A 21738-nucleotide genomic window follows, 5' to 3' on the forward strand; every position below is an offset into this window, starting at 1 on the left:
ATTTATAATGATTTGCGATTCAGTAATTTGTAGGAAATTACATCCTGTGGAATGATTTTTTCTAAGCATAACCTGAGTTAGATAAAACTGATTCACATAACTAAAGCACAACAGCGTGGATAACTGTTGTATAATTTAGATTTTCGGAGAATTAAGAGGCCTTTTTTAGGCCTCTTTTTTTTGGTCCTGAAGCAGTTTTCTACATAATTATCCCTTAAATCAAGGCATTTCTACATAAAATTTTCCCAAGACAAAATCCAGGATATCTCTCAGTCTTTGATAGACAGGGAATTATGCAAAAAAATATGAATTTGGTATAATTATTCCTCTATACATCAAGAATTAAAACTTTAAACTTAAAAAACTTAGTATTATGAAAAAGTTAGGATTATCATTAATGGCCGCCGCAGGTATGCTTTTAGCTACTCAAACTATGCAGGCACAAACCGAAGGAGAAATTGAAGAAGTAAATGCCACTGTTGAAACCGAGGCTAAATCTATGCAGGATGATTATACCGAGGTAGATGTAGTTACCCTTCCGCAGGCTATTAAAGATGCTGTGATGACCGATTATAATGGGGCAGTTACCGAAGAAGCCTGGATGAAAGAAAAAGATGGAAAGGTAGTTTACAAACTTAAACTAAATGTAAACGGGGAGACCGAAAAAGCTTATATCGACCAGGACGGTAATTGGATCGATAAAGACAAAAAGAAAAAAGATAAGGATTCGTATGAAGAATAGAGCTTCGCTCTAAATTAGGTTAAGTAAGATGAACCACCGGAAACCCTAAATCCGGTGGTTTTTTAAAGCAAAACAGCCGGGGTTAAAGAGAAACCAACTCTCCCGGCACCAATGAAAATATCAAATACGCGATTAATTAAAAATCGTAAATAGCCTCCCGAAGTTTGGTTTATGCGATTTTGAGTCTACCACAACTAACACTTAAAAGACTCAGGCTGGCATAAGAAAGATGAAAAGAGAAGTATTTGATAAATGCATTGTAAATGGATTCCAGCAGTTACAGGTTAATAATTTAGAATGTTAGGAAAAGAGGTCTGCTTTGAGGCCTCTTTTTTTATGTTTAATTTTGAAAGTGGTGAGCTCAAGATTGTTAAATTTGCAGTTAGCAGTCTCTGAAAATAGATAATATGACTAAAATTCTCATTGTAGAAGATGATGTGGCCTTTGGGACCATGTTGAAGACTTTTCTGGAAAAGCGAAATTATGAAGTGGTTCACGCATTTTCTGCCAATGAAGCTTTAAAGCAGATTCAAACTGCCGATTTCCCTCTGGTAATTACAGATGTTCGCCTACCCGATTCAGATGGGCTTCAAATTTTAAAGGAAGTGAAAGCCAAGAATCCCGCGACTCAGGTAATCGTAATGACGAGTTATGCTGAAATTAGTATGGCCGTGGAAGCGATGAAAGCCGGGGCCTTCGATTATGTTTCCAAACCCTTCAGACCTGAATCTATCCTGCAAACCATAGAAAACGCGCAGAAAACAAAAGAGGCTGGCATTAGCGAGTTAAAAGAATCTCCCCAAACCAAACCAGAAAAAACTCAACCCGCAAATTCAACCGAGACTTCTTCAGAATTTGTGGAAGGCTTTAGTGATGCTTCAGTTAAGCTCAACGATTATATAGATTTGGTAGCTCCAACCAATATGTCGGTTTTGATTATGGGTGAAAGTGGTACCGGGAAAGAGCAGGTGGCCAAAAGCATCCATAACAAAAGCAAGAGAAAAGACAAGCCATTTATTGCGGTAGATTGTGGCGCTATACCACGGGAATTAGCTTCCAGCGAGTTTTTTGGGCATTTAAAGGGCTCTTTTACAGGTGCTATAAATGATAAAACAGGACATTTTGAAGCGGCTAACGGGGGAACCCTGTTTCTTGATGAAATAGGAAATCTTACCTACGAATTACAGGTTCAATTGCTGCGGGCACTTCAGGAACGAAAGATAAAACCTGTAGGAAGCAATAAAGAAATAGAAGTTAACATACGGGTAATTACCGCCACCAACGAAGATTTGAGCCAAAGTGTAAGAGAGGGTAAATTTCGGGAAGACCTGTATCATAGATTAAACGAATTTTCGATTAAAGTGCCTTCACTTAAAGAACGCAAGGAAGATTTGATGCTTTTTGCAGATTTTTTCCTGGAAGAAGCCAACAGGGAACTGGAAAAAAACGTGGTAGGTTTCTCTGAAAACGCCATCCAGGCATTTAAAAATTACGATTGGCCCGGAAATTTGAGGGAGCTAAAGAATATGGTGAAAAGAGCAGTTTTGCTCACCCAGGATGACCTTATTCCTTTAAAAGTTTTGCCTCACGAAATTGCAACAGCAACAAAATCTGAATCGGACTACGGCCTGTTTAAAAATCGAAATGAGGAACAACTCATACTCGATGCCCTGGAAAAAACCGGTGGTAATAAAAGCAAAGCGGCCAGAATGCTGTCTATAGATAGAAAGACCCTATATAATAAATTAAAACAGTACGGGATTAAACTGTAATTTCAGTCTCCAATTGTCTCATTAATACCTGAATACGCTCAATAAGTTCACCCCAATCCTGTTCAGAAATTTTCTGTTTTAATTCCAGTTTTTCAAGGTAAACGGTGATGTGAAAGGCCTTTAACTGCTTCAGCATAGGCAGCATTTTATGAGCGATTCTGGCCATATCTTCTACATTATTAGCAGCGTGGGCCTTTTTAAGATCTTCGAGGTTAGCTTCAGAACTGTGTAAAAAAGCTTTGATAATTACCTGCATAGCCCCTGCATCTCCACCCGAAAATTCGTGAATTTCTTCCAGGCTAAAACCATTATTTACTTCTGAAGAAAACTGAGGTCGTTCCTTTCTATCGATCTTCAGCTTAAAAATTTCTTCAATACTGTTTAGAAGGGCCGCGGGTTTGTAAGGTTTTAAAAGGCTTTTTTGGAAACCGGCCCGTCTATATACCTCTTCATCTACATCGGTGCGACCCGACAGGGCAATGGCAGGGATGTGTTTTAATTTGCTGTTTTCGCGAATATTTTTAATCAGGTCAAAGCCGTCACTGCCCGGCATTTGAATATCGGTTAAAACCAGGTCAATTTTTTCGGTCTTTAAAATTTCCATTGCCTGATTTCCGTTATTGGCCCGGGCGCAACTAAGGCCCAAACTTTTTACCAGTTCCTGAGTTAAAGCCAGCTGGGAATTTTCATCGTCTACCACCAAGGCTCTTTTTCCGTCCAGATTAGGCCTGTTTTCAGGTATTTCGGGTTCCAATTCAAAGCTGGCCGTCGCCGGTAATTTAACCACAGGAATGCACACGGTAAATTCGCTTCCTTTTCCTGCTTCACTTTGAAGTTTTATATCGCCTTTAAGCAATTTGGTTAATCTCCTGGTGATGCTCAAACCGAGTCCTGTGCCGCCGTAATTGCGCTCAATGCTGCTGTTTTCCTGGCTAAATTCTTCAAAAATCGCCTCTTGTTTATCTTCAGAAATTCCAATGCCCGTGTCTTTTACTTTTATGTAAAGGCTGTAGCTATCTTCGATTTCCTTTTTTAAATGCACTGAAACCTTTATCTCGCCTTCTTCGGTAAATTTCCAGGCGTTGGTAACCAGATTGGTGATGATTTGTTTAATTCTAAAGGGGTCGCTGAGTACCTGTACCGAGGTGTCTTCGTCGGCGTCTACCCAAACATTTACGGGTTTATCACTATTGGCCGGCAGAGAGTTATAAACACTATCTTCAATTAAATTTTTTGCGTTAAACGGAAGTTTTTCAATTAGCATTTTCCCCGCTTCGAGTTTCGAAAGATCCAAAAGATCGTTAACCAGGTGCAGGATGAAATCTGATGATTTTTTAAGTTGAGACAGGTAATGGCTTTGTTTGTTGTTTAAACCAGATTTCTTGAGCAAATCGGTATACCCAATCAACGTGTTTAAAGGTGAACGCAAATCGTGGGTGATAGTAGCCATAAATTGTTCCCGGCTTTTCAAGAGGGACTCGGCAAAGACCTTGGCTTCTTCAAGCTGAAGCCTGTAGCGGTGACTTCGGCTTACATCCTGAATTATAAGAATAATAAAAATCAGGATTATAAAAAAGCTTATTGAGCCTGCAATAATAATGATGAGGTAAGAGTCTGAAAGCATTTGCTCTGATGCTTCAGCCCTTTCCAAAGAACTAAGGCGTTCTTCCTGTTCTATGGAAGTTAATAATTTTCGAAGCTGCTGGTTTAAGATTACATCATTTTCCAGCAGTTCATTCTCCTTTTTGTTCACGGTTTGCCTGAAGCGCCTGTTGGCAGCTTCCAGTTCGGCTAACACGTTTTTTACCGAACCAATGATAGAATCGGCCGTTTGATTGGTGATTTGCTGGGCATTATCCTCCCGGGAATATTCCAGCAATCTGATGAGTACCCTGCGCTGGTGGGGTTCTAAATTGGCAAATCTTTCATCGTAATTAGGATCAAAAGACTCGTTTACCTTTCTTAATTCCTGAAGCACCTGTGAGTAATAGTTGGTGTTGCGATCCTGTTCCCGCAGTTTGAAGAGTTCCTCAAGGTTTGAGGTTTTTCGGTTGAGGAGTATGCTAATGCTATCCAGTTCAGATTGCATTAGGCTGTCTGAATATGAATTTTTTAAAATTCTAACATCCTTTCTAATGCTATCCAGCTCATTTCGATAAAGCTCCAGGTCACCCTCGTTTCCCGTTTGTATTAACCGGCGACTAATATTTTCGGTCTCGTACAGGCTGGTGGTAATTTCACTCACCAGGAATAACTTGTCGTTGTTGCTGGAATTTGATTGGTTTAACTGGGTGTATGATTCCCATTGGGAATAAACAAACCACACCGAAACCGCGGCAAGCGCAGCCAACAGAAGGTAGGCGGCAAGCACCTTAAAAGTTATAGAGCGTTTAGTATTAAGCATTTCCATATTGAACAGCCAAAATTACACCAATTTCTATACAAGGCTCTTGTTATACTAAAAAAGCTTATTACCTTTGCGGCAAATCTCAAAGGGGTGTCCCGGGTTACCGGGGCTGAGATCATACCCAATGAACCTGGGCAGGTAATGCTGCCAAGGGAAAACGCAAAGCGCTTTGTATGTACTCCTGATGTTGCCCCAATTTTAACCCGGGCAGTTTCAGGATTTTTTTATTTAATTTTTTAATCAGAATAATCGCCCCTTTTATTCGTAAACTCAAAATTACGAATGAAAACTGTATTATTTTTCGCCGGTCTGTTATTACTTAGTCTTCCGGCAATTTCACAAACTTACACTTTAGAGGGTCAGGTGACCCGAAACGACCAGGCCCTGCCGCAGGTCTCGATAATCGTAGAGAACTCTAACCAGGGTACCCAAACCGGTCCCGATGGAAATTATAGCCTGCAACTTGAAGAAGGCAGCTACAAAATCACCTTTGTATTCGGAAATCGCGTAAGCCGGGAAGTAGACTTAACCGAAAACCGGGTTTTAAATGTAGACCTGGGAAGCTCCCGCGAAGTGCTCGATGAGGTGTTTCTCTCCTCGGTAAGGGTAAATGCCGAGTCTCCTATTACCTACAGCAACCTGAGCAGCGAGGAGATCGAACAACGAAACCTGGGCCAGGATATTCCAATTTTAATGAATTATATGCCTAACGTGGTGAGCACCAGTGATGCCGGGGCCGGAGTGGGATACACCGGAATTCGTGTTCGGGGTAGCGACGCCACACGTGTAAACGTTACTATTAACGGGATACCCTATAACGATGCTGAAAGCCAGGGAAGTTTCTGGGTGAATCTGGGGGATTTTGCATCATCAGTAGAAAGCCTTCAGCTGCAGCGCGGGGTGGGAACCTCTACCAATGGAGCAGGAGCCTTTGGGGCCAGTTTGAATATCTTAACCGATGGGCATCAGGAAGAAGCTTCAGCCGAGTTGGCTAATAGCGTAGGCTCATTTAATACCCGAAAGCATACCCTTAAATTTAGCACCGGCCTCCTGAACGGAAACTGGGAATTTGCCGGGAGGGCATCCCAGATTAAAAGTGATGGCTATATAGACCGTGCAAGCAGCGATTTAAAATCCTATTTTTTACAGGCTTCGTATGTAGATGATAATACCCTGGTTAAGGCCCTAACTTTTGGCGGAAGCGAAAGAACTTACCAGGCCTGGTACGGGATAGATGCCGAAACCCTGGCCACCAACAGAAGATATAACCCGGCCGGGGAGTACGTAGATCCGCAGGGGAATACCCGTTTTTACGAAAATCAAACCGATAATTATAAACAGGACCACTACCAGTTACTTTGGAATCAAAAATATGATGATAACTGGTCTTCAAATTTTGCCCTGCATTACACCTATGGAAGGGGTTATTACGAAGAATTCGAACAGGACGCCAGCCTGGAGGAGTTTGGATTAAGTCCTTTTATGGCTGAAGGTGATCTGGTAACCAACAGCGACCTGGTGGGAACCAAGTGGCTCGACAATCATTTTTATGGCACCACCTATAGTTTGAATTATGAAGAAGATACCTGGGATGTAACTCTTGGTGGGGGCTGGAATCGCTACATAGGCGATCATTTTGGAGAGGTGATCTACACTCGTTTTGCCCGAAATAATGAACCATACGAGCCCTATTATGAAAACGTGGCTTATAAAAATGATTTCAATATCTACGGAAAAACCAATTTTGCCATTAATGAAAAACTGGCAGCTTATATAGATTTACAATACCGCCGGGTAACCTATGAAACCGAAGGGGTGTTGTCTAATCAAAATGAATTTTTGGTAGATGACGAGATGAATTTCTTCAATCCCAAAACCGGATTAACCTATAAATTCGATGATCGAAACAGGCTATATGTCAGTTTTGCCAGGGCTCACCGGGAACCAAGCAGGCGGGATTACGAAAATGGAAACCCCGAGCCCGAAGAATTGAACGACTATGAACTGGGCTGGCGTTTTAATTCCTCCAGGGTTAAACTGAATACCAACCTGTATTTTATGGATTATCGCAATCAACTGGTGCTAACCGGCGGGATCGATGAGGTGGGTTCCTTTGTGCGTGAGAATAGCGGTAAGAGTTACAGGTTAGGTTTGGAAATAGATGCCACCATTAATCTTGCTGAAAAATTTGTAGTGCGCCCCAACCTGGCCTGGAGCAGGAATCAAAATATCGATTTTGTCTCTACCTGGGATGGAGAACTGGTAGACTTCGGAAATACCGAAATTTCCTATTCTCCATCGGTGGTTGCCGGAAATATTTTCACCTACCTCCCCACACCCAATTGGAATATTAGTTTGCTTTCAAAATATGTAAGTAGCCAGTATATGAGCAATATCGAAGCTGAAAATTCTAAACTCGATTCCTATTTCATCAACGATTTTAATGTGCAATATACCCTGAGAGACTTCAGCGTTTTTAAAGAGGTCTTGTTGACAGGCCTGGTGAACAATATCTTTGGAGTAGAATATGTTTCTAACGGATACTACTACACCTTCGATATTCCTAATGAGCAAATACCTTCGGGCCTACAAACTTTAGATGGAGCAGGTTATTATCCCCAGGCCACTACAAATTTCCTTGTAGGGGTGACCTTAAAATTTTAAAATTACGGGCCTTTCTGTACTTCAGAAGGGGCCTGTTTTTTAATTATAGATTTCGATCATATTCCCGCGTCTTTCAACCCGGTATGGTTTCATTCCGTAGCGAAGTTCACCTTCGCTGGGTTCTCCCGTGATTATATTATAAGAGTTAGAATCATCACAGCGGCAGGTGGCAAGAATTCCTTCTACGGCCATCGCCGAACATTGATTGGGCGGGTGGTTAGGATCGCTTAATTCAAAAGCAGAATATTGGGAATTATTAATGTTGTAAACCACAATACCGCGAACGCCGTAATTATAGGTAACAAAGCTGTTTCCGGGATATCGCAGGTCATTATATTCAGGTAAATCGAGATTAAGCTGAAGCCTGAAATTCACATCTACTAAATTAGGATTTCTTTGTCGGTTATCATCATCGGGTTCGCAGCTCAATGCCAGAAATGCAAGGCATAGTATCAGGAATTTATTCTTCATTAGAGGCTCTTATATTGAAAGTACTTAACAATTGTTTTCAAATCTTAAATTTATTATATTTGTTAGGATAAATCCCGTGTCACATGGGATTTTTTGTATTTTATAAAGTAGGAAGTTATGAGTAAAGTATCTTATTATACAGAAGAGGGCCTAAAAAAATTAAGAGATGAATTGAATTATCTCAAAGATGTAGAGCGTCCCAAAGCTTCACAGGCAATTGCCGAAGCCCGCGATAAGGGTGATCTAAGTGAAAATGCCGAATATGATGCCGCCAAGGAAGCCCAGGGCTTACTGGAGCTGAAAATTTCAAAAATGGAAGAAATTGTGGCCAGTGCCAGGCTTATAGACGAATCTCAGTTGGATACTTCAAAAGCATTGGTGCATTCATTTGTTCGTATTAAGAACAAAGCCACCGGTGCCGAAATGAAATATAAACTGGTAGCTCAAAGTGAAGCCGATCTTAAAACGGGGAAAATTTCTGTAGATTCTCCTATCGGTAAGGGTTTATTGGGTAAACAGGTTGGCGATACAGCCGAGATCCAGGTGCCCAGCGGCACTATGACCTTTGAAGTGCTCGAAATTTGGCGGGAATAATCCTGCAGGGCTTTAACAAAATCAGGAATCCTTTTCCCATTCCATTAACTTAGGACTTGAGAAAAGGATTTTATATTTATAGACACTAACCAATTTTAGATATGGCTTCAATTTTCACCAAAATCGTAAAAGGAGAAATTCCGGCGTATAAAATTGCCGAAGACAGCCAATTTTTGGCTTTCCTGGATGTGAATCCAAATGCGAAGGGGCATACCCTATGCATTCCGAAGAAAGAAGTAGATAAGATTTTTGACCTGGAGGAAGAGATGTACCAGGAATTGATGCGTTTTTCACGAAAGGTAGCCCTGGCCCTTGAAAAAACCGTTCCCTGTAAGAGAGTAGGAATGGCAGTGGTTGGTTTGGAAGTGCCACACGTGCACGTACATCTTATTCCGCTGAATTCGATGAACGACATGGATTTTTCCAATAACCTGGAAATGACCAAAGAAGAGTTCGAAGAACTGGCGCAATCGATTCACGTTAACCTTTAAGCGGGCAATTTTCGAAGGGAGATTTTAAAGGTGGTTCCTTTATTGATTTCTGAATGCTCTACCTTTATCCTTCCGCGGTGATATTCTTCGATAATGCGTTTGGCAAGTGAAAGACCAAGGCCCCAGCCTCTTTTTTTAGTGGTATGCCCGGGTTCAAAAATTCGTTGAAATTTACTCTTGTCTATACCTTTACCGGTATCTCTTACGAAGACGTGAGCCCATTTATGATCCTCCTTTATTTCTAACTCTAAGCTCCCTTTTCCTCTCATAGCATCAATGGCATTTTTAACCAGGTTCTCGAGAGTCCAGCTAAATAAACGATCATTTAACTTCACCGGGATAGAATTTGCTGGAACTTTTAGATTAAAGTCAACAAGTTTTGAGCTGCGAGCTTTAAGGTAGTCGAATGTATCCTTTGTAGCTTTTACCAAATCGGTTTTTTCGAGAATGGGAGAGGACCCGATTTTAGAAAATCGCTCGGTTATAGTGCGTAGCCTGTCTATGTCTTTTTCCATTTCTGCCACATACCCGGGGTTGACATTTTCGGTTTTTAAAATTTCGGTCCACCCTATTAGTGAGGACAAGGGCGTGCCTATTTGATGTGCGGTTTCCTTTGCCATCCCGGCCCAGAGTTTATTTTGTTCACTGGTTTTTGTAGTAGTGTAGAAAAAATAAACCACTCCTATAAATAAAAACCCGATGAGGGTTAAACCAATGGGGTAATATTTGAGTTTGGTTAAGGCGGGCGAATTTCCATAGAAAATATGTTGTTCTTCCCCGTCACCCAAATTGATGGTGAGCGGCTCATTTTCAGATTTCATCTGGGCGAGCAGGTCCCGGGCCTTTTGAGGTTTATCCAGAATCGCCGGGTCGATATTGGTAGTATAGGCGATTTCCCCCTCGGCATTGGTGTGAATAATGGGAATACTTGTATTATTATTTAAAATTTCCAGGATGAGGTCGAGTTCACTCTCTTCGGTTGCCGTGAGCAGTTCTTCCTGGGCCTTGGCCCAGATATTCATTTTTGCCCGCTCATCTTCTTTTAATCGCTGAAAAAATATAGAGGTATTCCACAGTACCAGGCCAATCACCACCAGGCAGGCAACAACAATAAACCAACGGTTAAAGCTTCGCTCATCGGTAAAATTCATGTAAACTTAGATGTGAATTTTTCGATTTAAAGATATAGTTTTTGAATGAATATAATGTAAAAGCCTACTTTACATTCCCTGCCTGTTTCGTTACCTTTGCTAAAATTTAAGATATGCTGAGTATAGACCCCCGGGAAATTAGTACGGGAAAACTTCATCAATATTTGCTTGGAGCAGTAGGCCCCAGGCCCATAGCCTTTGCCAGCACTGTAGATGAGCAGGGCAGGGTAAACCTTTCTCCGTTCAGTTTTTTTAATGTTTTTGGATCAAATCCGCCTACCTTAATATTCTCACCTGCACGTCGCGGAAGAGACAATACCGTAAAACATTCCTACACGAATGTAAAGGCGGTGCCCGAAGTGGTGATTAATATCGTGAATTATGATATTGTGCAACAAATGTCACTTTCCAGCACCGAATATGCCGAGGGCGTTAACGAATTTGAAAAAGCCGGTTTAACTATGCTTCCTTCAGACTTGGTAAAACCGCCACGGGTAGCAGAATCTCCGGTGCAATTTGAATGTAAGGTTAAGGAGGTTGTGGAACTTGGCCAGGAGGGTGGTGCAGGAAACCTGGTGATTTGTGAGGTGGTAAAAATGCATATCAAAGAAGAAATCCTGGATGAAAGCGGATTTATAGATCAGCATAAGATAGATCAGGTCGCCAGAATGGGAGGTAACTGGTATACACGAGCCAATATGGGGATGTTTGAAGTGCCAAAACCATTATCGACTTTGGGAATTGGGGTAGATGCTATTCCTGAAGAAATTAGGTGGAGTAACAGCCTTACAGGAAATGACCTGGGAAAATTAGGCAATGTTGAAGCTCTTCCTCAAAATGAAGAAATCGATGGATTTTTAAAAGAAAATCCCGAACTTGCCAACCTTGTAAAAGAAGGAAATATTAATGAAATTCATAACCAGGCCAGAAAATTTCTGGAAAGAGATCAACCGCTCGAAGCCTGGAAAATACTATTAGCAAAATAAGAAAAGATGGAAGTACAAGGAAAGATTAAACTTATTAGCGACACCAAAACCTTTGGTAATAATGGGTTCAGAAAAAGAGAAATGGTGGTGACCACCGAGGAGCAATATCCGCAGCATATTCTTATCGAATTTGTTCAGGATAAAACCGATTTATTGAACAATTTCCAGGTAGGCCAGCCGGTGAAGGTGGGTATAAATCTTCGCGGAAGAGAGTGGGTGAGCCCGCAGGGAGAAACCAAGTATTTCAACTCTGTACAGGGTTGGAGAATTGAAAATTTGCAGGCATCTCAGCCGGGATCACAGGATGTTCCTCCGCCAGATCAATTTGAACCGGCCAATAATCTTAACGAAGAAGATTACGACGATTTACCGTTCTAAAATTCTATAAAAATGACCCGGCAACTTCGCCGGGTTTTTTATTTTTAACTTTTTAATACTGAAATCCACGGGTTTTGAAAGATGCTCATTTTTATGAAAATTTCCCTCCGGTACATTTGGCTAATGAAGATGGCTTGCTGGCCATTGGTGGGGAATTAAGTGAGAGGCGTCTCCTCGATGCCTATTCCCGCGGAATTTTCCCCTGGTATAGCGAAGATCAACCCGTTTTGTGGTGGAGCCCAGATCCCCGAATGGTGCTTTTTCCGGAAGATCTCAAAATTTCAAAAAGTATGAAGCAGGTTTTGCGAAATCATCCCTATCGCATAAGCTTCGATGAAGCTTTTGAAAAGGTGATTAGAAACTGTGCAGAAATCCCCAGGCAGGGACAGGATGGTACCTGGATAACCGAAGAGATGATCGCTGCCTACCTTAAATTGCACAAAAATGGCGTTGCCCGCTCGGTAGAGATTTGGGAAGGAGAACTTCTCATTGCAGGTTTATACGGAATTTGGTTAGCCGATAATAAGGTGTTTTGCGGGGAAAGTATGTTTACCCGCCGAAATAATGCTTCCAAACTCGCATTTATAAAGATGATAGAATTTTATAAAAACAAAGGGCTTAAGCTGGTAGACTGCCAAATTTATACCCCACACCTTGAAAGCCTTGGGGCAAAAGAAATTTCAAGAGAGAATTTTTTAAAGTTTTTGGATTGAATTTTTAAGGTGTCAATTCTCTGTATCTAAAACAATCAACCTGATGATCATTTACCATTCCCGTGGCTTGCATATGGGCGTACATCACGGTAGAACCCACAAATTTGAATCCGCGTTTTTTGAGATTTTTGCTTAGACTGTCGCTAATTGGGCTGTTGGCCGGGGCATTTCGGGAGTCTTTTAAATGATTTTGAATGGGCTTTCCGTCAACAAAACTCCAAATATAATCGCTGAAACTTCCAAATTCTTTCTGGATTTCTATAAAGGCCTGTGCGTTGCTTCGCGTAGCCTTAATTTTTAGCCGGTTGCGAATAATCCCGGAATCCTGCATCAGCTCTTCTAACTTAGCATCTGTATAGGCAGCGATCTTTTCATAATCGAAATCGTCGAAGGCTTTCCTGAAATTTTCCCTCTTCCGCAGAATTGTGATCCAGCTAAGTCCGGCCTGGAAAGTCTCGAGGATTAAAAACTCAAATATGGTGGCGTCGTCATACACCGGTTCTCCCCATTCCTCGTCGTGGTAGGCTTCATACAAGTCATCGCCTTTGCACCAGTGGCATCGATTTTTTTCCATTATGGCTGAAAGTGATAAGTTATAGTGCCGGGTTGTTCGTTTCTCCCGGCGAGTTCAGTAAAAACGGCACCGCGTGCATAATCTAAAGCATTCTGAAAAATACATTCATTATTGGTGCTCGAACTACTCTTGTTAATGCTTGCTGAGGTCACTCTGCCATTGGCGTCAACCTGAATATTCACCACAACTTTTCCCGCCCGGTCACAGGTGTAGATGGGATTGGGAATATGAATGGCATTGCGGCCCTTCAAGACAAACGAAATATTGGAATTGCGAATCCCGCCCGTTTTCTCTGAAATTGCTTCGGAAGTATTGTTTCCGTGTGATTGTTTCCTCCGGGAATAGGTAGAATTGCTATTCATCTGGTAACTGCCGGAAGCGTTTTCAGATTCATTCTCTGAGGTCTCTTCCTGTTGTGCCGAATTGCGATCGAAAATGTCATTTAACCTGCGGTTAAAATTTTCTTCCCTTGCTTCTTCCTCTTCATTAAAAGCCCGGTGAGTTTGACTTGGATTGGAACGCTCGATCTCTTTGGCTTCTTCTTCGGGTTCCTCTTCCTCTTGCGGCTCATCTTTTATTTCTTCGAGACTTACCAGCATTTCTGAAGTGTATTGCTGTTTTTTGGATAATGAAAAATTATATAGTGCCAGTACCACAACCGAGCATACGAGTACGGTGAGAATTAGAGCCTTATGTTTATCGAAAAAATCCATATTGAGCCTTGAACTGTAGTACCAAAACGGCAAAAATCAGTCCCTTAGTCTCGTGAAGGTAATGAATTTTCAAATTCCTCTATGCTCAGTGCCGATTCAACTTTATAATCTCCAATGCGGGTTCGGCGAAGAGCTGCCAGGTGGGCGCCGCTGTTTAGGGCTTTTCCAAAATCGTGTGCCAGGCTTCGAATATAAGTGCCCTTGCTGCAAACCACCCTAAATTTGACTTCCGGAAAATCATCAGTATCAATTTCGAATTTCGAAATACTTACCTTCCTGGGTTTTACTTCTACTTCTTCATTTTGCCTGGCATATTCATAAAGCCGTTTCCCATCTTTTTTTATTGCTGAAAATACTGGCGGGTATTGGTCGATTTCTCCAATAAAATCTTTGGTAGCTTCATGTAAATCTTCAGCTGTGATATGTGAGGTTTCAAAATGCTGGTCGGGTTGGGTTTCCAGATCAAAACTTGGAGTGGTATTCCCAAATTTAATGATCCCGGTATATTCCTTTTCCTGACCCTGCAGAAGTTCAATCTTCTTTGTGAATTTTCCGGTACAAATAATTAGAAGGCCACTGGCAAGGGGATCCAGGGTTCCGGCGTGACCCACCTTGATTTTTTTAATTCCAAAGCTCTTTCTTATAAGCCATCGCAACTTATTAACCACCTGAAAAGAGGTCCATTCCAGGGGTTTGTCGATAAGCAAAATCTGGCCCAGCTTAAAATCTTCGGCATTAAGTTGCTCTTTGCTCATAATTCTTCAGAAGAAAATTTAATTATAATATCCTACAAAAATAGCCGTCACCCCTACTATAAAACAGTATATAGAAAAGTAGGAAAGTTTGCTCTTGCGCACCAGTTTGATCATCCAGGTGCAGGCAATAATTCCTGAAATAAATGCGGTAATGAATCCTATTATTAAGGGCAGGATTTCTCCAGTGCTTTCGCTCAGGTTACCATCCAGGAGATCTTTAGCTATTTTTCCTAATATAAGAGGGACTACCATTAAAAAAGAAAATCGCGCTGCCCGGCTTTTATCCACTCCCAAAAGTACTGAAGTAGCAATGGTGGCACCGCTTCGGGAAACTCCCGGTAGTAGGGCAATGGCCTGTGAGACTCCAATGATGAAAGCCTTTAATTTGCTTACTTTCTTTTCGGTATGTTTAGCTTTGTCGGCAAGATATAATAGGAGGGCCGTGAGTATTAGCATAAAACCTACCAGAATAATATTTCCGGAGAAGAGTATTTCCATTTCCTGTTCAAAGAAAAAGCCTATTAAGGCCGCCGGAATCATCGAGATGATGATTTTTAAGGAAAAATGGGTTTCTTCATTCCATTTAAATTGGAAAAGTCCGCTTAAGATTTCCCAAACATCTTTTCTAAAAACCAAAATGGTACTTAATGCTGTGGCAAAATGCAAAACCACTGTAAACATTAAAGACTCTTTAGGTAAGCTTGTGTCTCCCAAAATAGCTTTTCCAAGTTCCAGGTGACCGCTGGAGGAAACAGGGAGAAATTCTGTTAGTCCCTGAACTACTCCAAGGATTGCAGCATCAATTTCGTTCACAGAGATTTATTTTTTGTGGGGATTTAGCAAAATAGCATATACCTGAATGCCAAAACCAATTAAAACAAGAGTAGGAGCCAGCCTGATACGCTGAAAGTTGTATACAGCAGGATCAAATATATTAGGATCTTCATTACCGCCGCCGGCCATTAAGATGAAACCCAGGGCAATCACCGCTAAGCCAATAAACATAAAGAGATAATTCCTACGGCCGAATATAAAGTTCTGGGCCTGGGATTTAGGTGAAGTTTTGTTCTTACTCATTTCCTGCAATTTGAAATTTTCCTGTGGGTTTCAAAAATAAATAATTTAGTAGGAACACAGCTGCGCTTAGGTTATTAATTGCAATTATCCTTAAAAAAGAAAAACCACGGCGTAGGGACCGTAGTTTTTCAATTGTAATCTTTCTTTTTCAGTATTAGGCTGCGTGGGTGATATTGTAATGGCTTAAAAGATTTTGGTAGAAGTAAGTGCTTTTTTCATCTTTCTTTAGGCAGGCCTTTAAAAATCTTTCCAGTTCCTGACATTCGAAAGTGATGCTGGTGTACTGTCTTTTTCCAACGGGAATCTGCATATCTACAGTTTGTTCGTCATAATTGATCACTACATTTATAGCTTCAAAATATTTTTTGATAATTGCTCTATGTAGGGTTTGATAATTTGAAGCGTCCTGATTCAGGTTCGAAATACTATAGGAAATAAGATTCTTTACTTCATCTATTATCATCTCGGTAGGCGTAATGTTGTTCATTAGAATGGTTATTTGCGTTAGTATTACGGGGCTAAATTAGTATAGAAGAATACATTTCCTGTTAAAAAAAGGCTAATAAACTTTTGATTAGTAAATATTTAACGCCTCATCGATCTTTTTTAGCTTTATGTTAAGCCTTATGCCAAAGCTTGTAGAGATATTCCTACAACTACACAGGGAAAACCCCTAATTTTCAGCAGAATAAGATTAAAGCTGAATTTGAATTGGCTTATTCATAATTCTATAGCGATGATCCAGGTAACAAGCGTTGATGTGGGTAATGCCATTTTTAGTGCTGCTGCCGTGAGCTTCGTGAATATGACCAAAAACGTGAATTTTTGGTTGAATTCTTTTGAGTTGCGTGGCGAGTTCTTCACAGCCTACGTGCCTGCCGTCTATATACAGGTTGTCTAAAATTCCATAAGCGGGGCTATGGGTGATTAAAACCTGGGTGCTCTCAGGAATTTTTTCCCAGTGCTTTCTTATATCGGGACCTCTTTCACGGCTAAATGCCCATCGTGCCCTCACTGGGGTATAAGGCGAACCCCAAAATTCGAAACCATTAATAGTAATACCACTGTCTTTTAAATAAAAAACATTTTTGGGGAGCTTACTTAAAAGATTATCTGAAACAGGATTTTCCAGGTAAAAATCGTGATTGCCGCCTATGAAAATTTTATAGGGGTGTGGTTGGGCTGCCAGCCAATTTATAAAATCCCTGGTTTCTTTTTCATTGCCATGATCTGAAAAATCTCCTGCATGTATCAAAACATCTCCATAAGGTAATTGAAGGGCTTGATGTTGATTGTGGGTATCGGCAACGCAAATAAGTTTCATAGAATTAAAGCTAAAAAAAATCCGATGAAATTTTTTCACCGGATTTTCTTTACAGCAATCTTTCGCTTACACCATCTTCAATTTCAGGATTACTGTAAATTTTCAAATTAAACTGCCATATCTTCTTCCTCCTGTTCAGTAGAAATATAATCCTTATCTAAAGGAAGCAGTTTGTTTATGATTTTTGTGATTCCAAATGCAACAATTAAAGCGGTAACTGCGAAGAAGCTGAATTTGATCCACAAGCTATCGCTAATCACGAAGCTGTAGATAGCAAGGAAAATTTCCACTGCTATGAATAATGCTTTTATGCTGAATTTGAATAACATATTTTTATTGTTTCTATGGTCCAAATATACAACCAAATACCACCTGCAATTCGCCTTTATTTTAGTTTGACTAAAATTTAACGATGTGGAAATGTGGGGGTTAATTTTTTAAGTTAAATACTCTTAAACCCCCTTTGGGAGTCCTGAAGATTTGTAAATTGACACTAAAAAAAATTAACTCGCTTGAAAAAATCTACCAAACTTCCACTCACACTCCTTATCATAATTCTAATAATCGCTATCGCAGGATACCTTCTGAGTATTTTTCTGGAAAACAAACTTCAGGCCGAATTGGAATCGGCACTCGAAGAAAATCATTTCACTTACGATGAACTTTCGGTAAGTGTCTGGGATAGAAGCGCTTCTCTTGAAAAAGCGGAGTATATTTTTAAAGGAAAAAGTTTTGAGGCCAAAAAACTGAAACTTAATAATATCGATGTCTGGACCTATTTTCAGGAAGGAGATATAGTTATAGGAGAACTGCATTTGGATAATCCAAAATTCAAGGTCTTTGCCGAAACACCCGATGAAGAAGAAAAAGACCCGCAGAAAGAATTTGATGAGAACATCCTTGTTAAAAAAATATTCGTCAATAATGGAAATCTTCAATTCAAGGAAACCGACACCGCCAAAAACCAATTATATCTCGAGTTTTCCAGCCTGGAAGTGCAGGATTGGAAACTGAATTCCAAAAGCCTGCAGGGCACGATTCCCTTTACTTATAATTCCTATCAATATAAGGGTGACTCCCTGTTTATTAGATTGAATAAAGAGCATTATCTAAATGTTGGGCCAGTTCAACTAAATAATGGCTCTGGAAATTTAACCCGATTGCAATTAAGATCTTTCTTCAGCAGGGCTGAATTCCAAAAGCAAATACCTTACGAAAAAGACCATTTTTATGCCGATATAGATTCCATTCAAATTAAGCAATTGAATTGGCAGGTGGAGAATGATAGTTTGATTCTGAAAAATCCACTAACCGAAATTTTCAGCGCTAATCTAAAGGTTTACAGGGATAAATTGCAGCCAGATGATACCAGGCAAAAGCCGATGTACTCGCAAATGATTAGGGAATTGCCGGTAAAAGTGAAATTCGATACTATTCGCCTAAGAAACACGTCGATCTTATATGAAGAGCGTATGCATGAAGACCGGGATCCCGGTGAAATTGAATTTACGCAATTGGCTGCAAGTGTTTATAATTTCACCAATATTGGGATGGATACTGAAGATTTTCCCCAAACCAGGATAGATGTGCAAACCCGCTTTATGGGCCAGGCTCCTTTAAAAGTTAACTGGAGCTTTGATGTTCGCAATACAGCCGATTACTTTAATATCTCCGGGAATATGGGGACTGTAGGCTATGAGCAGATGAACAGGTTTATGAAAACGGCTATGAATGTTGAGGCAAAAGGAAATATAGATTCTATGGAGTTCGATTTTAGCGGAAATCGAAACGAAGCCGAAGGGGAGATGAAACTGGTATATAAAGACTTTAAAGTAGAAGTGCTGCGAAGTGACGGAAGCAGGAAAAATAAAGTACTCTCTGCCCTTGCCAATTTAATTTTAAATAATGACGCCGAGACTGGCGATGCCGCTCGTGATAATATTAGAGTAACCAGAGATAAAACCAAATCGTTCTGGAATTATTTCTGGTTATGCATTCGTGAAGGAGCCTTAAAGAATTTTATTTAGATTCGAAAAGTGACTACAGGTCTTTGGGCGTGGTTCACGAGATCTTCGCTAATGCTGCCATTAAAAAAGTGGGCCAAACCTTTACGGCCGTGAGTGCTTATTCCAATTAAACCTGCATCGAGATCGCGGGCAAAATTCAGAATTCCTTTTTCTACACTTATGTCGTTATAGACGTGGCTTTTAAAATTGGTTACCCCGGTGCCGCTGCTAAAATCTTCCAGGCGCTCATAGGCTTCCTGGGTTGTGATAAAGTTATTGGGGGTGTTTATAAACAGGAGATGAAGTTTTGCCTGAAGTTTTTCAGCAAATTCATAGGCAGCTTTTAAAGTGTGTTTGTTGGCCAGGTCGGCATCTGTGGCGAATACAAAATTTTCAATATTAAACTGAGAAATTTCTTTTTTAATAACCAGAACGGGAATTTTTGAAAGACGTACTACCTTCTCGGTGTTGCTTCCAATAAACATTTCTTTAAATCCGCTTGCCCCGTGAGAACCCATTACGATAATATCGCACTTTTTGTCTTCACTTACTTCAATAATTCCTTCAAAAGCCTGATGGAATAAAACGGTCTCATGAACCTTCACCTCTTTTAGAAAGGGTCTGGCCAGAAGTTTGGCGAATCTTTGGTGAGCCAGTTTCATAAAGAAAATAGATTCAGGTAAATTATGGCTTCCGCTACCCTGCACCGGGTCGATAAGTTGAAGGGGCAATTCCAACATATGCAGGAGAAAAATCTCGGCATCAAATTTTTTGGCCAGTTGGGCCGCAACTTTCAGAGCATTTTCAGCCTGGTCAGAAAAATCGGTGGGTACCAGAATTCGTTTCATAAGTAAAGCAGAGAGTTGATTAGTTTATTAAAATTACAAAAAAAGCTCTGGGAAAATTAAATATTTAAAGAAATTCCTTGCAGATCTGATATAGATCAGGTTTTAATTTTGTGAATTTGATCCAGGCCGAAGGTTTTTTAGTAGGCTAAGGCACTTTGTGATTTAAGTCTTTCAAAATAATAGGCTTAGAAAAAGGGAGGATAGAAATTGCCTTGAAGTCTGGTTTTCTTTCTTGGATATTATTATTATATTTGCATCGTTGAAACTAAAAAAAGTACAGCGAGGGGACGAAAGTCCCCTCTTTTTATAAGCTATGTTGCAGGAGAGAGTAGAAAAATTGCTGGAAGAAGCTTTTGAAGAAAATAATTATTTATTTTTAATAGACCTGGAAATTAGTCGCGATAATCACATAAAAGTAGTGATAGACGGCGATCAGGGCGTTTCGGTAAATGACTGTATTGCGGTAAGCCGTAAAATTGAGCACAATCTGGATCGCGAGGAAGAAGATTTTTCACTTGAAGTTACCTCGGCCGGAGTAGCTGCTCCCTTGAAATTTCCGAGACAATTCAGAAAGAATTTAGGAAGAAAATTACAGGTGAAAACTCAGGAGGAAACCATTGAGGCCAATCTTGTTGAAGCCGGTGAAGAGGAAATAAAGCTTAACTGGAAGGCGCGTGAGCCTAAGCCGGTGGGTAAAGGAAAACATACTGTAGAAAAAGAAGCCGTGATTCCTTATGCGGCAATTGTGGAAGCAAAAGTTATGATAACATTTTAATCACAAATTGATATGGAAAATATCGCTTTGATCGAGTCATTTTCAGAATTTAAAGATGATAAGCTGATAGATAGGGTGACTCTTATGGCCATCCTGGAGGAAGTATTCAGAAATGCCTTGAAAAAGAAATATGGAGAAGACGACAACTTCGATATAATTGTTAACCCCGATAAAGGGGATCTTGAAATTTGGAGAAACCGGGTGGTAGTGGCCGATGGTGAGGTAGAAGACCCTAACAAGGAAATCTCATTAACCGAAGCCAGAAGAATTGAGCCCGATTTTGAAGTGGGTGAAGATGTTTCTGAAGAAGTTAAGCTTATAGACCTTGGTCGAAGAGCGATTCTGGCACTGCGTCAAAATCTTATTTCCAAGATACACGAGCACGATAACACCAATATATATAAGCATTTTAAAGATCTTGAAGGCGAAATTTATACGGCTGAAGTGCACCATATTCGTCACAGAGCGATCATACTTATAGACGATGAAGGAAATGAGATTATATTGCCAAAAGACAGGCAAATACCTTCAGATTTCTTCAGAAAAGGAGAAAATGTAAGAGGGGTGATAGAAAGTGTAGAGCTTAAAGGTAACAAGCCTACTATTATTCTTTCCCGAACTGCACCTGTTTTCCTTGAAAAATTATTCGAGCAGGAAATTCCTGAAGTTTTTGACGGTTTAATCACTATCAAAAAAGTGGTTCGCGTTCCCGGTGAAAAAGCCAAGGTAGCAGTAGATTCTTACGACGATAGAATAGACCCGGTAGGAGCCTGTGTGGGGATGAAAGGATCGAGAATACACAGTATTGTTCGTGAATTGGGCAACGAAAACATAGATGTGATCAACTATACCAACAACGATCAATTATTTATTACCCGTGCATTAAGCCCGGCGAAGATTACTTCTATAAAACTGGATGAAGAAAATAAAACCGCCGAGGTGCAATTAAAGCCCGAGGAGGTTTCTAAAGCCATTGGTCGTGGAGGACATAATATTAGATTAGCGGGTCAGTTAACCGGTTATGAAATAGATGTTTACCGTGAAGGAGTTGAAGAAGATGTGGAGTTGAGTGAGTTTTCTGATGAGATCGAAGATTGGGTGATCAAGGAATTTTCCAAAATTGGTCTGGATACTGCGAAAAGTATTTTGGAACAGGATTTGGATGATTTGGTACGCCGAACCGATCTTGAAGAAGAAACCATTCGCGAAGTGATAAGGGTGTTAAGAGCCGAGTTTGAAGAATAAAAAAACTGAATAACTTAATTACAAGAATAAACAAGAGGTTAATTTAGAGGGC

General features: G+C 40.4%; 23 protein-coding genes. 11 read left to right on the forward strand and 12 right to left on the reverse strand.

Features of this window, described 5'->3' with window-relative positions:
- The first annotated feature begins 373 nt into the window (after positions 1-373).
- Entirely contained in the window at positions 374-742 is a 369-nt protein-coding gene (locus ACW6QP_RS02550; RefSeq protein ID WP_457909262.1) for a hypothetical protein, read from the forward strand.
- Between the two features lie 407 nt (positions 743-1149).
- On the forward strand, positions 1150-2514 hold the full coding sequence (locus ACW6QP_RS02555) for a sigma-54-dependent transcriptional regulator (protein ID WP_457909263.1): 1365 nt from the start codon (positions 1150-1152) through the stop codon (positions 2512-2514).
- Here ACW6QP_RS02555 and ACW6QP_RS02560 read toward each other — a convergent pair.
- Positions 2504-4924 (reverse strand): ATP-binding protein, encoded by a 2421-nt coding sequence (locus ACW6QP_RS02560; protein WP_457909264.1) that lies wholly within the window; start codon positions 4922-4924, stop codon positions 2504-2506. The genes ACW6QP_RS02555 and ACW6QP_RS02560 overlap by 11 nt on opposite strands.
- 279 nt (positions 4925-5203) lie before the next feature.
- Here ACW6QP_RS02560 and ACW6QP_RS02565 point away from each other — a divergent pair, with 279 nt between their 5' ends.
- The gene (locus tag ACW6QP_RS02565) at positions 5204-7585 is read left to right on the forward strand and encodes a TonB-dependent receptor (RefSeq protein WP_457909265.1); all 2382 of its coding nucleotides are present in this window, start codon (positions 5204-5206) and stop codon (positions 7583-7585) included.
- Positions 7586-7624: 39 nt separating this feature from the next.
- On the opposite strand, the gene ACW6QP_RS02570 is transcribed toward ACW6QP_RS02565, so the two are convergent.
- Positions 7625-8056 (reverse strand): hypothetical protein, encoded by a 432-nt coding sequence (locus ACW6QP_RS02570; RefSeq protein WP_457909266.1) that lies wholly within the window; start codon positions 8054-8056, stop codon positions 7625-7627.
- A gap of 117 nt (positions 8057-8173) precedes the next feature.
- Here ACW6QP_RS02570 and greA point away from each other — a divergent pair, with 117 nt between their 5' ends.
- Both greA and ACW6QP_RS02580 read left to right on the forward strand, forming a co-directional pair.
- Entirely contained in the window at positions 8174-8650 is a 477-nt protein-coding gene (gene greA, locus ACW6QP_RS02575; protein ID WP_457909267.1) for a transcription elongation factor GreA, read from the forward strand.
- 101 nt (positions 8651-8751) lie between these two features.
- The gene (locus ACW6QP_RS02580; RefSeq protein WP_457909268.1) at positions 8752-9141 is read left to right on the forward strand and encodes an HIT family protein; all 390 of its coding nucleotides are present in this window, start codon (positions 8752-8754) and stop codon (positions 9139-9141) included.
- Here the strand turns inward: ACW6QP_RS02580 and ACW6QP_RS02585 are convergent.
- Positions 9138-10292, reverse strand: a complete 1155-nt coding sequence (locus tag ACW6QP_RS02585) for a sensor histidine kinase (protein WP_457909269.1) — start codon at positions 10290-10292, stop codon at positions 9138-9140. The two genes, ACW6QP_RS02580 and ACW6QP_RS02585, sit on opposite strands and share 4 nt — an antisense overlap.
- Positions 10293-10405: 113 nt before the next feature.
- On the opposite strand from ACW6QP_RS02585, the gene ACW6QP_RS02590 reads away from it, so the two are divergent.
- The 3 genes from ACW6QP_RS02590 to aat all read left to right on the forward strand — a co-directional run bounded on the left by ACW6QP_RS02590 (position 10406) and on the right by aat (position 12369).
- Positions 10406-11278 carry a flavin reductase family protein gene (locus ACW6QP_RS02590; protein WP_457909270.1) on the forward strand — a complete coding sequence of 291 codons (873 nt, stop codon included), beginning with the start codon at positions 10406-10408 and terminating at the stop codon, positions 11276-11278.
- A gap of 6 nt (positions 11279-11284) precedes the next feature.
- Positions 11285-11656: a DUF3127 domain-containing protein gene (locus ACW6QP_RS02595; RefSeq protein ID WP_457909271.1), complete on the forward strand. Its 372-nt coding sequence runs from the start codon at positions 11285-11287 to the stop codon at positions 11654-11656.
- A 74-nt stretch (positions 11657-11730) separates the two neighbouring features.
- A complete protein-coding gene (aat, locus tag ACW6QP_RS02600; RefSeq protein ID WP_457909272.1) occupies positions 11731-12369 on the forward strand; it encodes a leucyl/phenylalanyl-tRNA--protein transferase in 639 nt (212 codons plus the stop codon).
- 4 nt (positions 12370-12373) lie between these two features.
- Here aat and ACW6QP_RS02605 read toward each other — a convergent pair whose 3' ends face one another.
- The 8 genes from ACW6QP_RS02605 to ACW6QP_RS02640 all read right to left on the reverse strand — a co-directional run bounded on the left by ACW6QP_RS02605 (position 12374) and on the right by ACW6QP_RS02640 (position 17141).
- A complete protein-coding gene (locus tag ACW6QP_RS02605; protein WP_457909273.1) occupies positions 12374-12943 on the reverse strand; it encodes a DNA-3-methyladenine glycosylase I in 570 nt (189 codons plus the stop codon).
- A complete protein-coding gene (locus tag ACW6QP_RS02610; RefSeq protein WP_457909274.1) occupies positions 12943-13656 on the reverse strand; it encodes a TonB family protein in 714 nt (237 codons plus the stop codon). The genes ACW6QP_RS02605 and ACW6QP_RS02610 overlap by 1 nt, the downstream gene beginning before the upstream one ends.
- Positions 13657-13700: 44 nt before the next feature.
- Positions 13701-14411 (reverse strand): tRNA pseudouridine(55) synthase TruB, encoded by a 711-nt coding sequence (gene truB, locus ACW6QP_RS02615; RefSeq protein WP_457909275.1) that lies wholly within the window; start codon positions 14409-14411, stop codon positions 13701-13703.
- An 18-nt stretch (positions 14412-14429) separates the two neighbouring features.
- The gene (locus tag ACW6QP_RS02620; protein WP_457909276.1) at positions 14430-15224 is read right to left on the reverse strand and encodes an undecaprenyl-diphosphate phosphatase; all 795 of its coding nucleotides are present in this window, start codon (positions 15222-15224) and stop codon (positions 14430-14432) included.
- Between the two features lie 6 nt (positions 15225-15230).
- The gene (locus ACW6QP_RS02625) at positions 15231-15488 is read right to left on the reverse strand and encodes a DUF3098 domain-containing protein (RefSeq protein ID WP_457909277.1); all 258 of its coding nucleotides are present in this window, start codon (positions 15486-15488) and stop codon (positions 15231-15233) included.
- A 154-nt stretch (positions 15489-15642) separates the two neighbouring features.
- Entirely contained in the window at positions 15643-15975 is a 333-nt protein-coding gene (locus ACW6QP_RS02630; RefSeq protein WP_457909278.1) for a hypothetical protein, read from the reverse strand.
- A 207-nt stretch (positions 15976-16182) separates the two neighbouring features.
- A complete protein-coding gene (locus ACW6QP_RS02635) occupies positions 16183-16812 on the reverse strand; it encodes a metallophosphoesterase family protein (RefSeq protein WP_457909279.1) in 630 nt (209 codons plus the stop codon).
- A 107-nt stretch (positions 16813-16919) separates the two neighbouring features.
- Positions 16920-17141: a hypothetical protein gene (locus ACW6QP_RS02640; protein WP_457909280.1), complete on the reverse strand. Its 222-nt coding sequence runs from the start codon at positions 17139-17141 to the stop codon at positions 16920-16922.
- A gap of 183 nt (positions 17142-17324) precedes the next feature.
- On the opposite strand from ACW6QP_RS02640, the gene ACW6QP_RS02645 reads away from it, so the two are divergent.
- Positions 17325-18839 carry a hypothetical protein gene (locus tag ACW6QP_RS02645; protein ID WP_457909281.1) on the forward strand — a complete coding sequence of 505 codons (1515 nt, stop codon included), beginning with the start codon at positions 17325-17327 and terminating at the stop codon, positions 18837-18839.
- Here the strand turns inward: ACW6QP_RS02645 and ACW6QP_RS02650 are convergent.
- Entirely contained in the window at positions 18836-19666 is an 831-nt protein-coding gene (locus tag ACW6QP_RS02650) for a universal stress protein (RefSeq protein ID WP_457909282.1), read from the reverse strand. The genes ACW6QP_RS02645 and ACW6QP_RS02650 overlap by 4 nt on opposite strands.
- A 313-nt stretch (positions 19667-19979) precedes the next feature.
- Here ACW6QP_RS02650 and rimP point away from each other — a divergent pair, with 313 nt between their 5' ends.
- Together rimP and nusA are read left to right on the forward strand one after the other, a co-directional pair.
- Entirely contained in the window at positions 19980-20441 is a 462-nt protein-coding gene (rimP, locus tag ACW6QP_RS02655) for a ribosome assembly cofactor RimP (RefSeq protein WP_457909283.1), read from the forward strand.
- Between the two features lie 12 nt (positions 20442-20453).
- Positions 20454-21686: a transcription termination factor NusA gene (gene nusA / locus ACW6QP_RS02660; protein ID WP_457909284.1), complete on the forward strand. Its 1233-nt coding sequence runs from the start codon at positions 20454-20456 to the stop codon at positions 21684-21686.
- Positions 21687-21738: the final 52 nt, after the last annotated feature.

Source organism: Salegentibacter haimaensis (assembly GCF_054121495.1).

Bases quoted from the DNA above. Each gene is read 5' to 3' on its own strand.
- ACW6QP_RS02550 (WP_457909262.1), top strand. From the start codon at position 374: ATGAAAAAGTTAGGATTATCATTAATGGCCGCCGCAGGTATGCTTTTA.
- ACW6QP_RS02555 (WP_457909263.1), top strand. From the start codon at position 1,150: ATGACTAAAATTCTCATTGTAGAAGATGATGTGGCCTTTGGGACCATG.
- ACW6QP_RS02560 (WP_457909264.1), bottom strand. From the start codon at position 4,924: ATGGAAATGCTTAATACTAAACGCTCTATAACTTTTAAGGTGCTTGCC.
- ACW6QP_RS02565 (WP_457909265.1), top strand. From the start codon at position 5,204: ATGAAAACTGTATTATTTTTCGCCGGTCTGTTATTACTTAGTCTTCCG.
- ACW6QP_RS02570 (WP_457909266.1), bottom strand. From the start codon at position 8,056: ATGAAGAATAAATTCCTGATACTATGCCTTGCATTTCTGGCATTGAGC.
- greA (WP_457909267.1), top strand. From the start codon at position 8,174: ATGAGTAAAGTATCTTATTATACAGAAGAGGGCCTAAAAAAATTAAGA.
- ACW6QP_RS02580 (WP_457909268.1), top strand. From the start codon at position 8,752: ATGGCTTCAATTTTCACCAAAATCGTAAAAGGAGAAATTCCGGCGTAT.
- ACW6QP_RS02585 (WP_457909269.1), bottom strand. From the start codon at position 10,292: ATGAATTTTACCGATGAGCGAAGCTTTAACCGTTGGTTTATTGTTGTT.
- ACW6QP_RS02590 (WP_457909270.1), top strand. From the start codon at position 10,406: ATGCTGAGTATAGACCCCCGGGAAATTAGTACGGGAAAACTTCATCAA.
- ACW6QP_RS02595 (WP_457909271.1), top strand. From the start codon at position 11,285: ATGGAAGTACAAGGAAAGATTAAACTTATTAGCGACACCAAAACCTTT.
- ACW6QP_RS02605 (WP_457909273.1), bottom strand. From the start codon at position 12,943: ATGGAAAAAAATCGATGCCACTGGTGCAAAGGCGATGACTTGTATGAA.
- ACW6QP_RS02610 (WP_457909274.1), bottom strand. From the start codon at position 13,656: ATGGATTTTTTCGATAAACATAAGGCTCTAATTCTCACCGTACTCGTA.
- truB (WP_457909275.1), bottom strand. From the start codon at position 14,411: ATGAGCAAAGAGCAACTTAATGCCGAAGATTTTAAGCTGGGCCAGATT.
- ACW6QP_RS02625 (WP_457909277.1), bottom strand. From the start codon at position 15,488: ATGAGTAAGAACAAAACTTCACCTAAATCCCAGGCCCAGAACTTTATA.
- ACW6QP_RS02630 (WP_457909278.1), bottom strand. From the start codon at position 15,975: ATGAACAACATTACGCCTACCGAGATGATAATAGATGAAGTAAAGAAT.
- ACW6QP_RS02635 (WP_457909279.1), bottom strand. From the start codon at position 16,812: ATGAAACTTATTTGCGTTGCCGATACCCACAATCAACATCAAGCCCTT.
- ACW6QP_RS02640 (WP_457909280.1), bottom strand. From the start codon at position 17,141: ATGTTATTCAAATTCAGCATAAAAGCATTATTCATAGCAGTGGAAATT.
- ACW6QP_RS02650 (WP_457909282.1), bottom strand. From the start codon at position 19,666: ATGAAACGAATTCTGGTACCCACCGATTTTTCTGACCAGGCTGAAAAT.
- rimP (WP_457909283.1), top strand. From the start codon at position 19,980: ATGTTGCAGGAGAGAGTAGAAAAATTGCTGGAAGAAGCTTTTGAAGAA.
- nusA (WP_457909284.1), top strand. From the start codon at position 20,454: ATGGAAAATATCGCTTTGATCGAGTCATTTTCAGAATTTAAAGATGAT.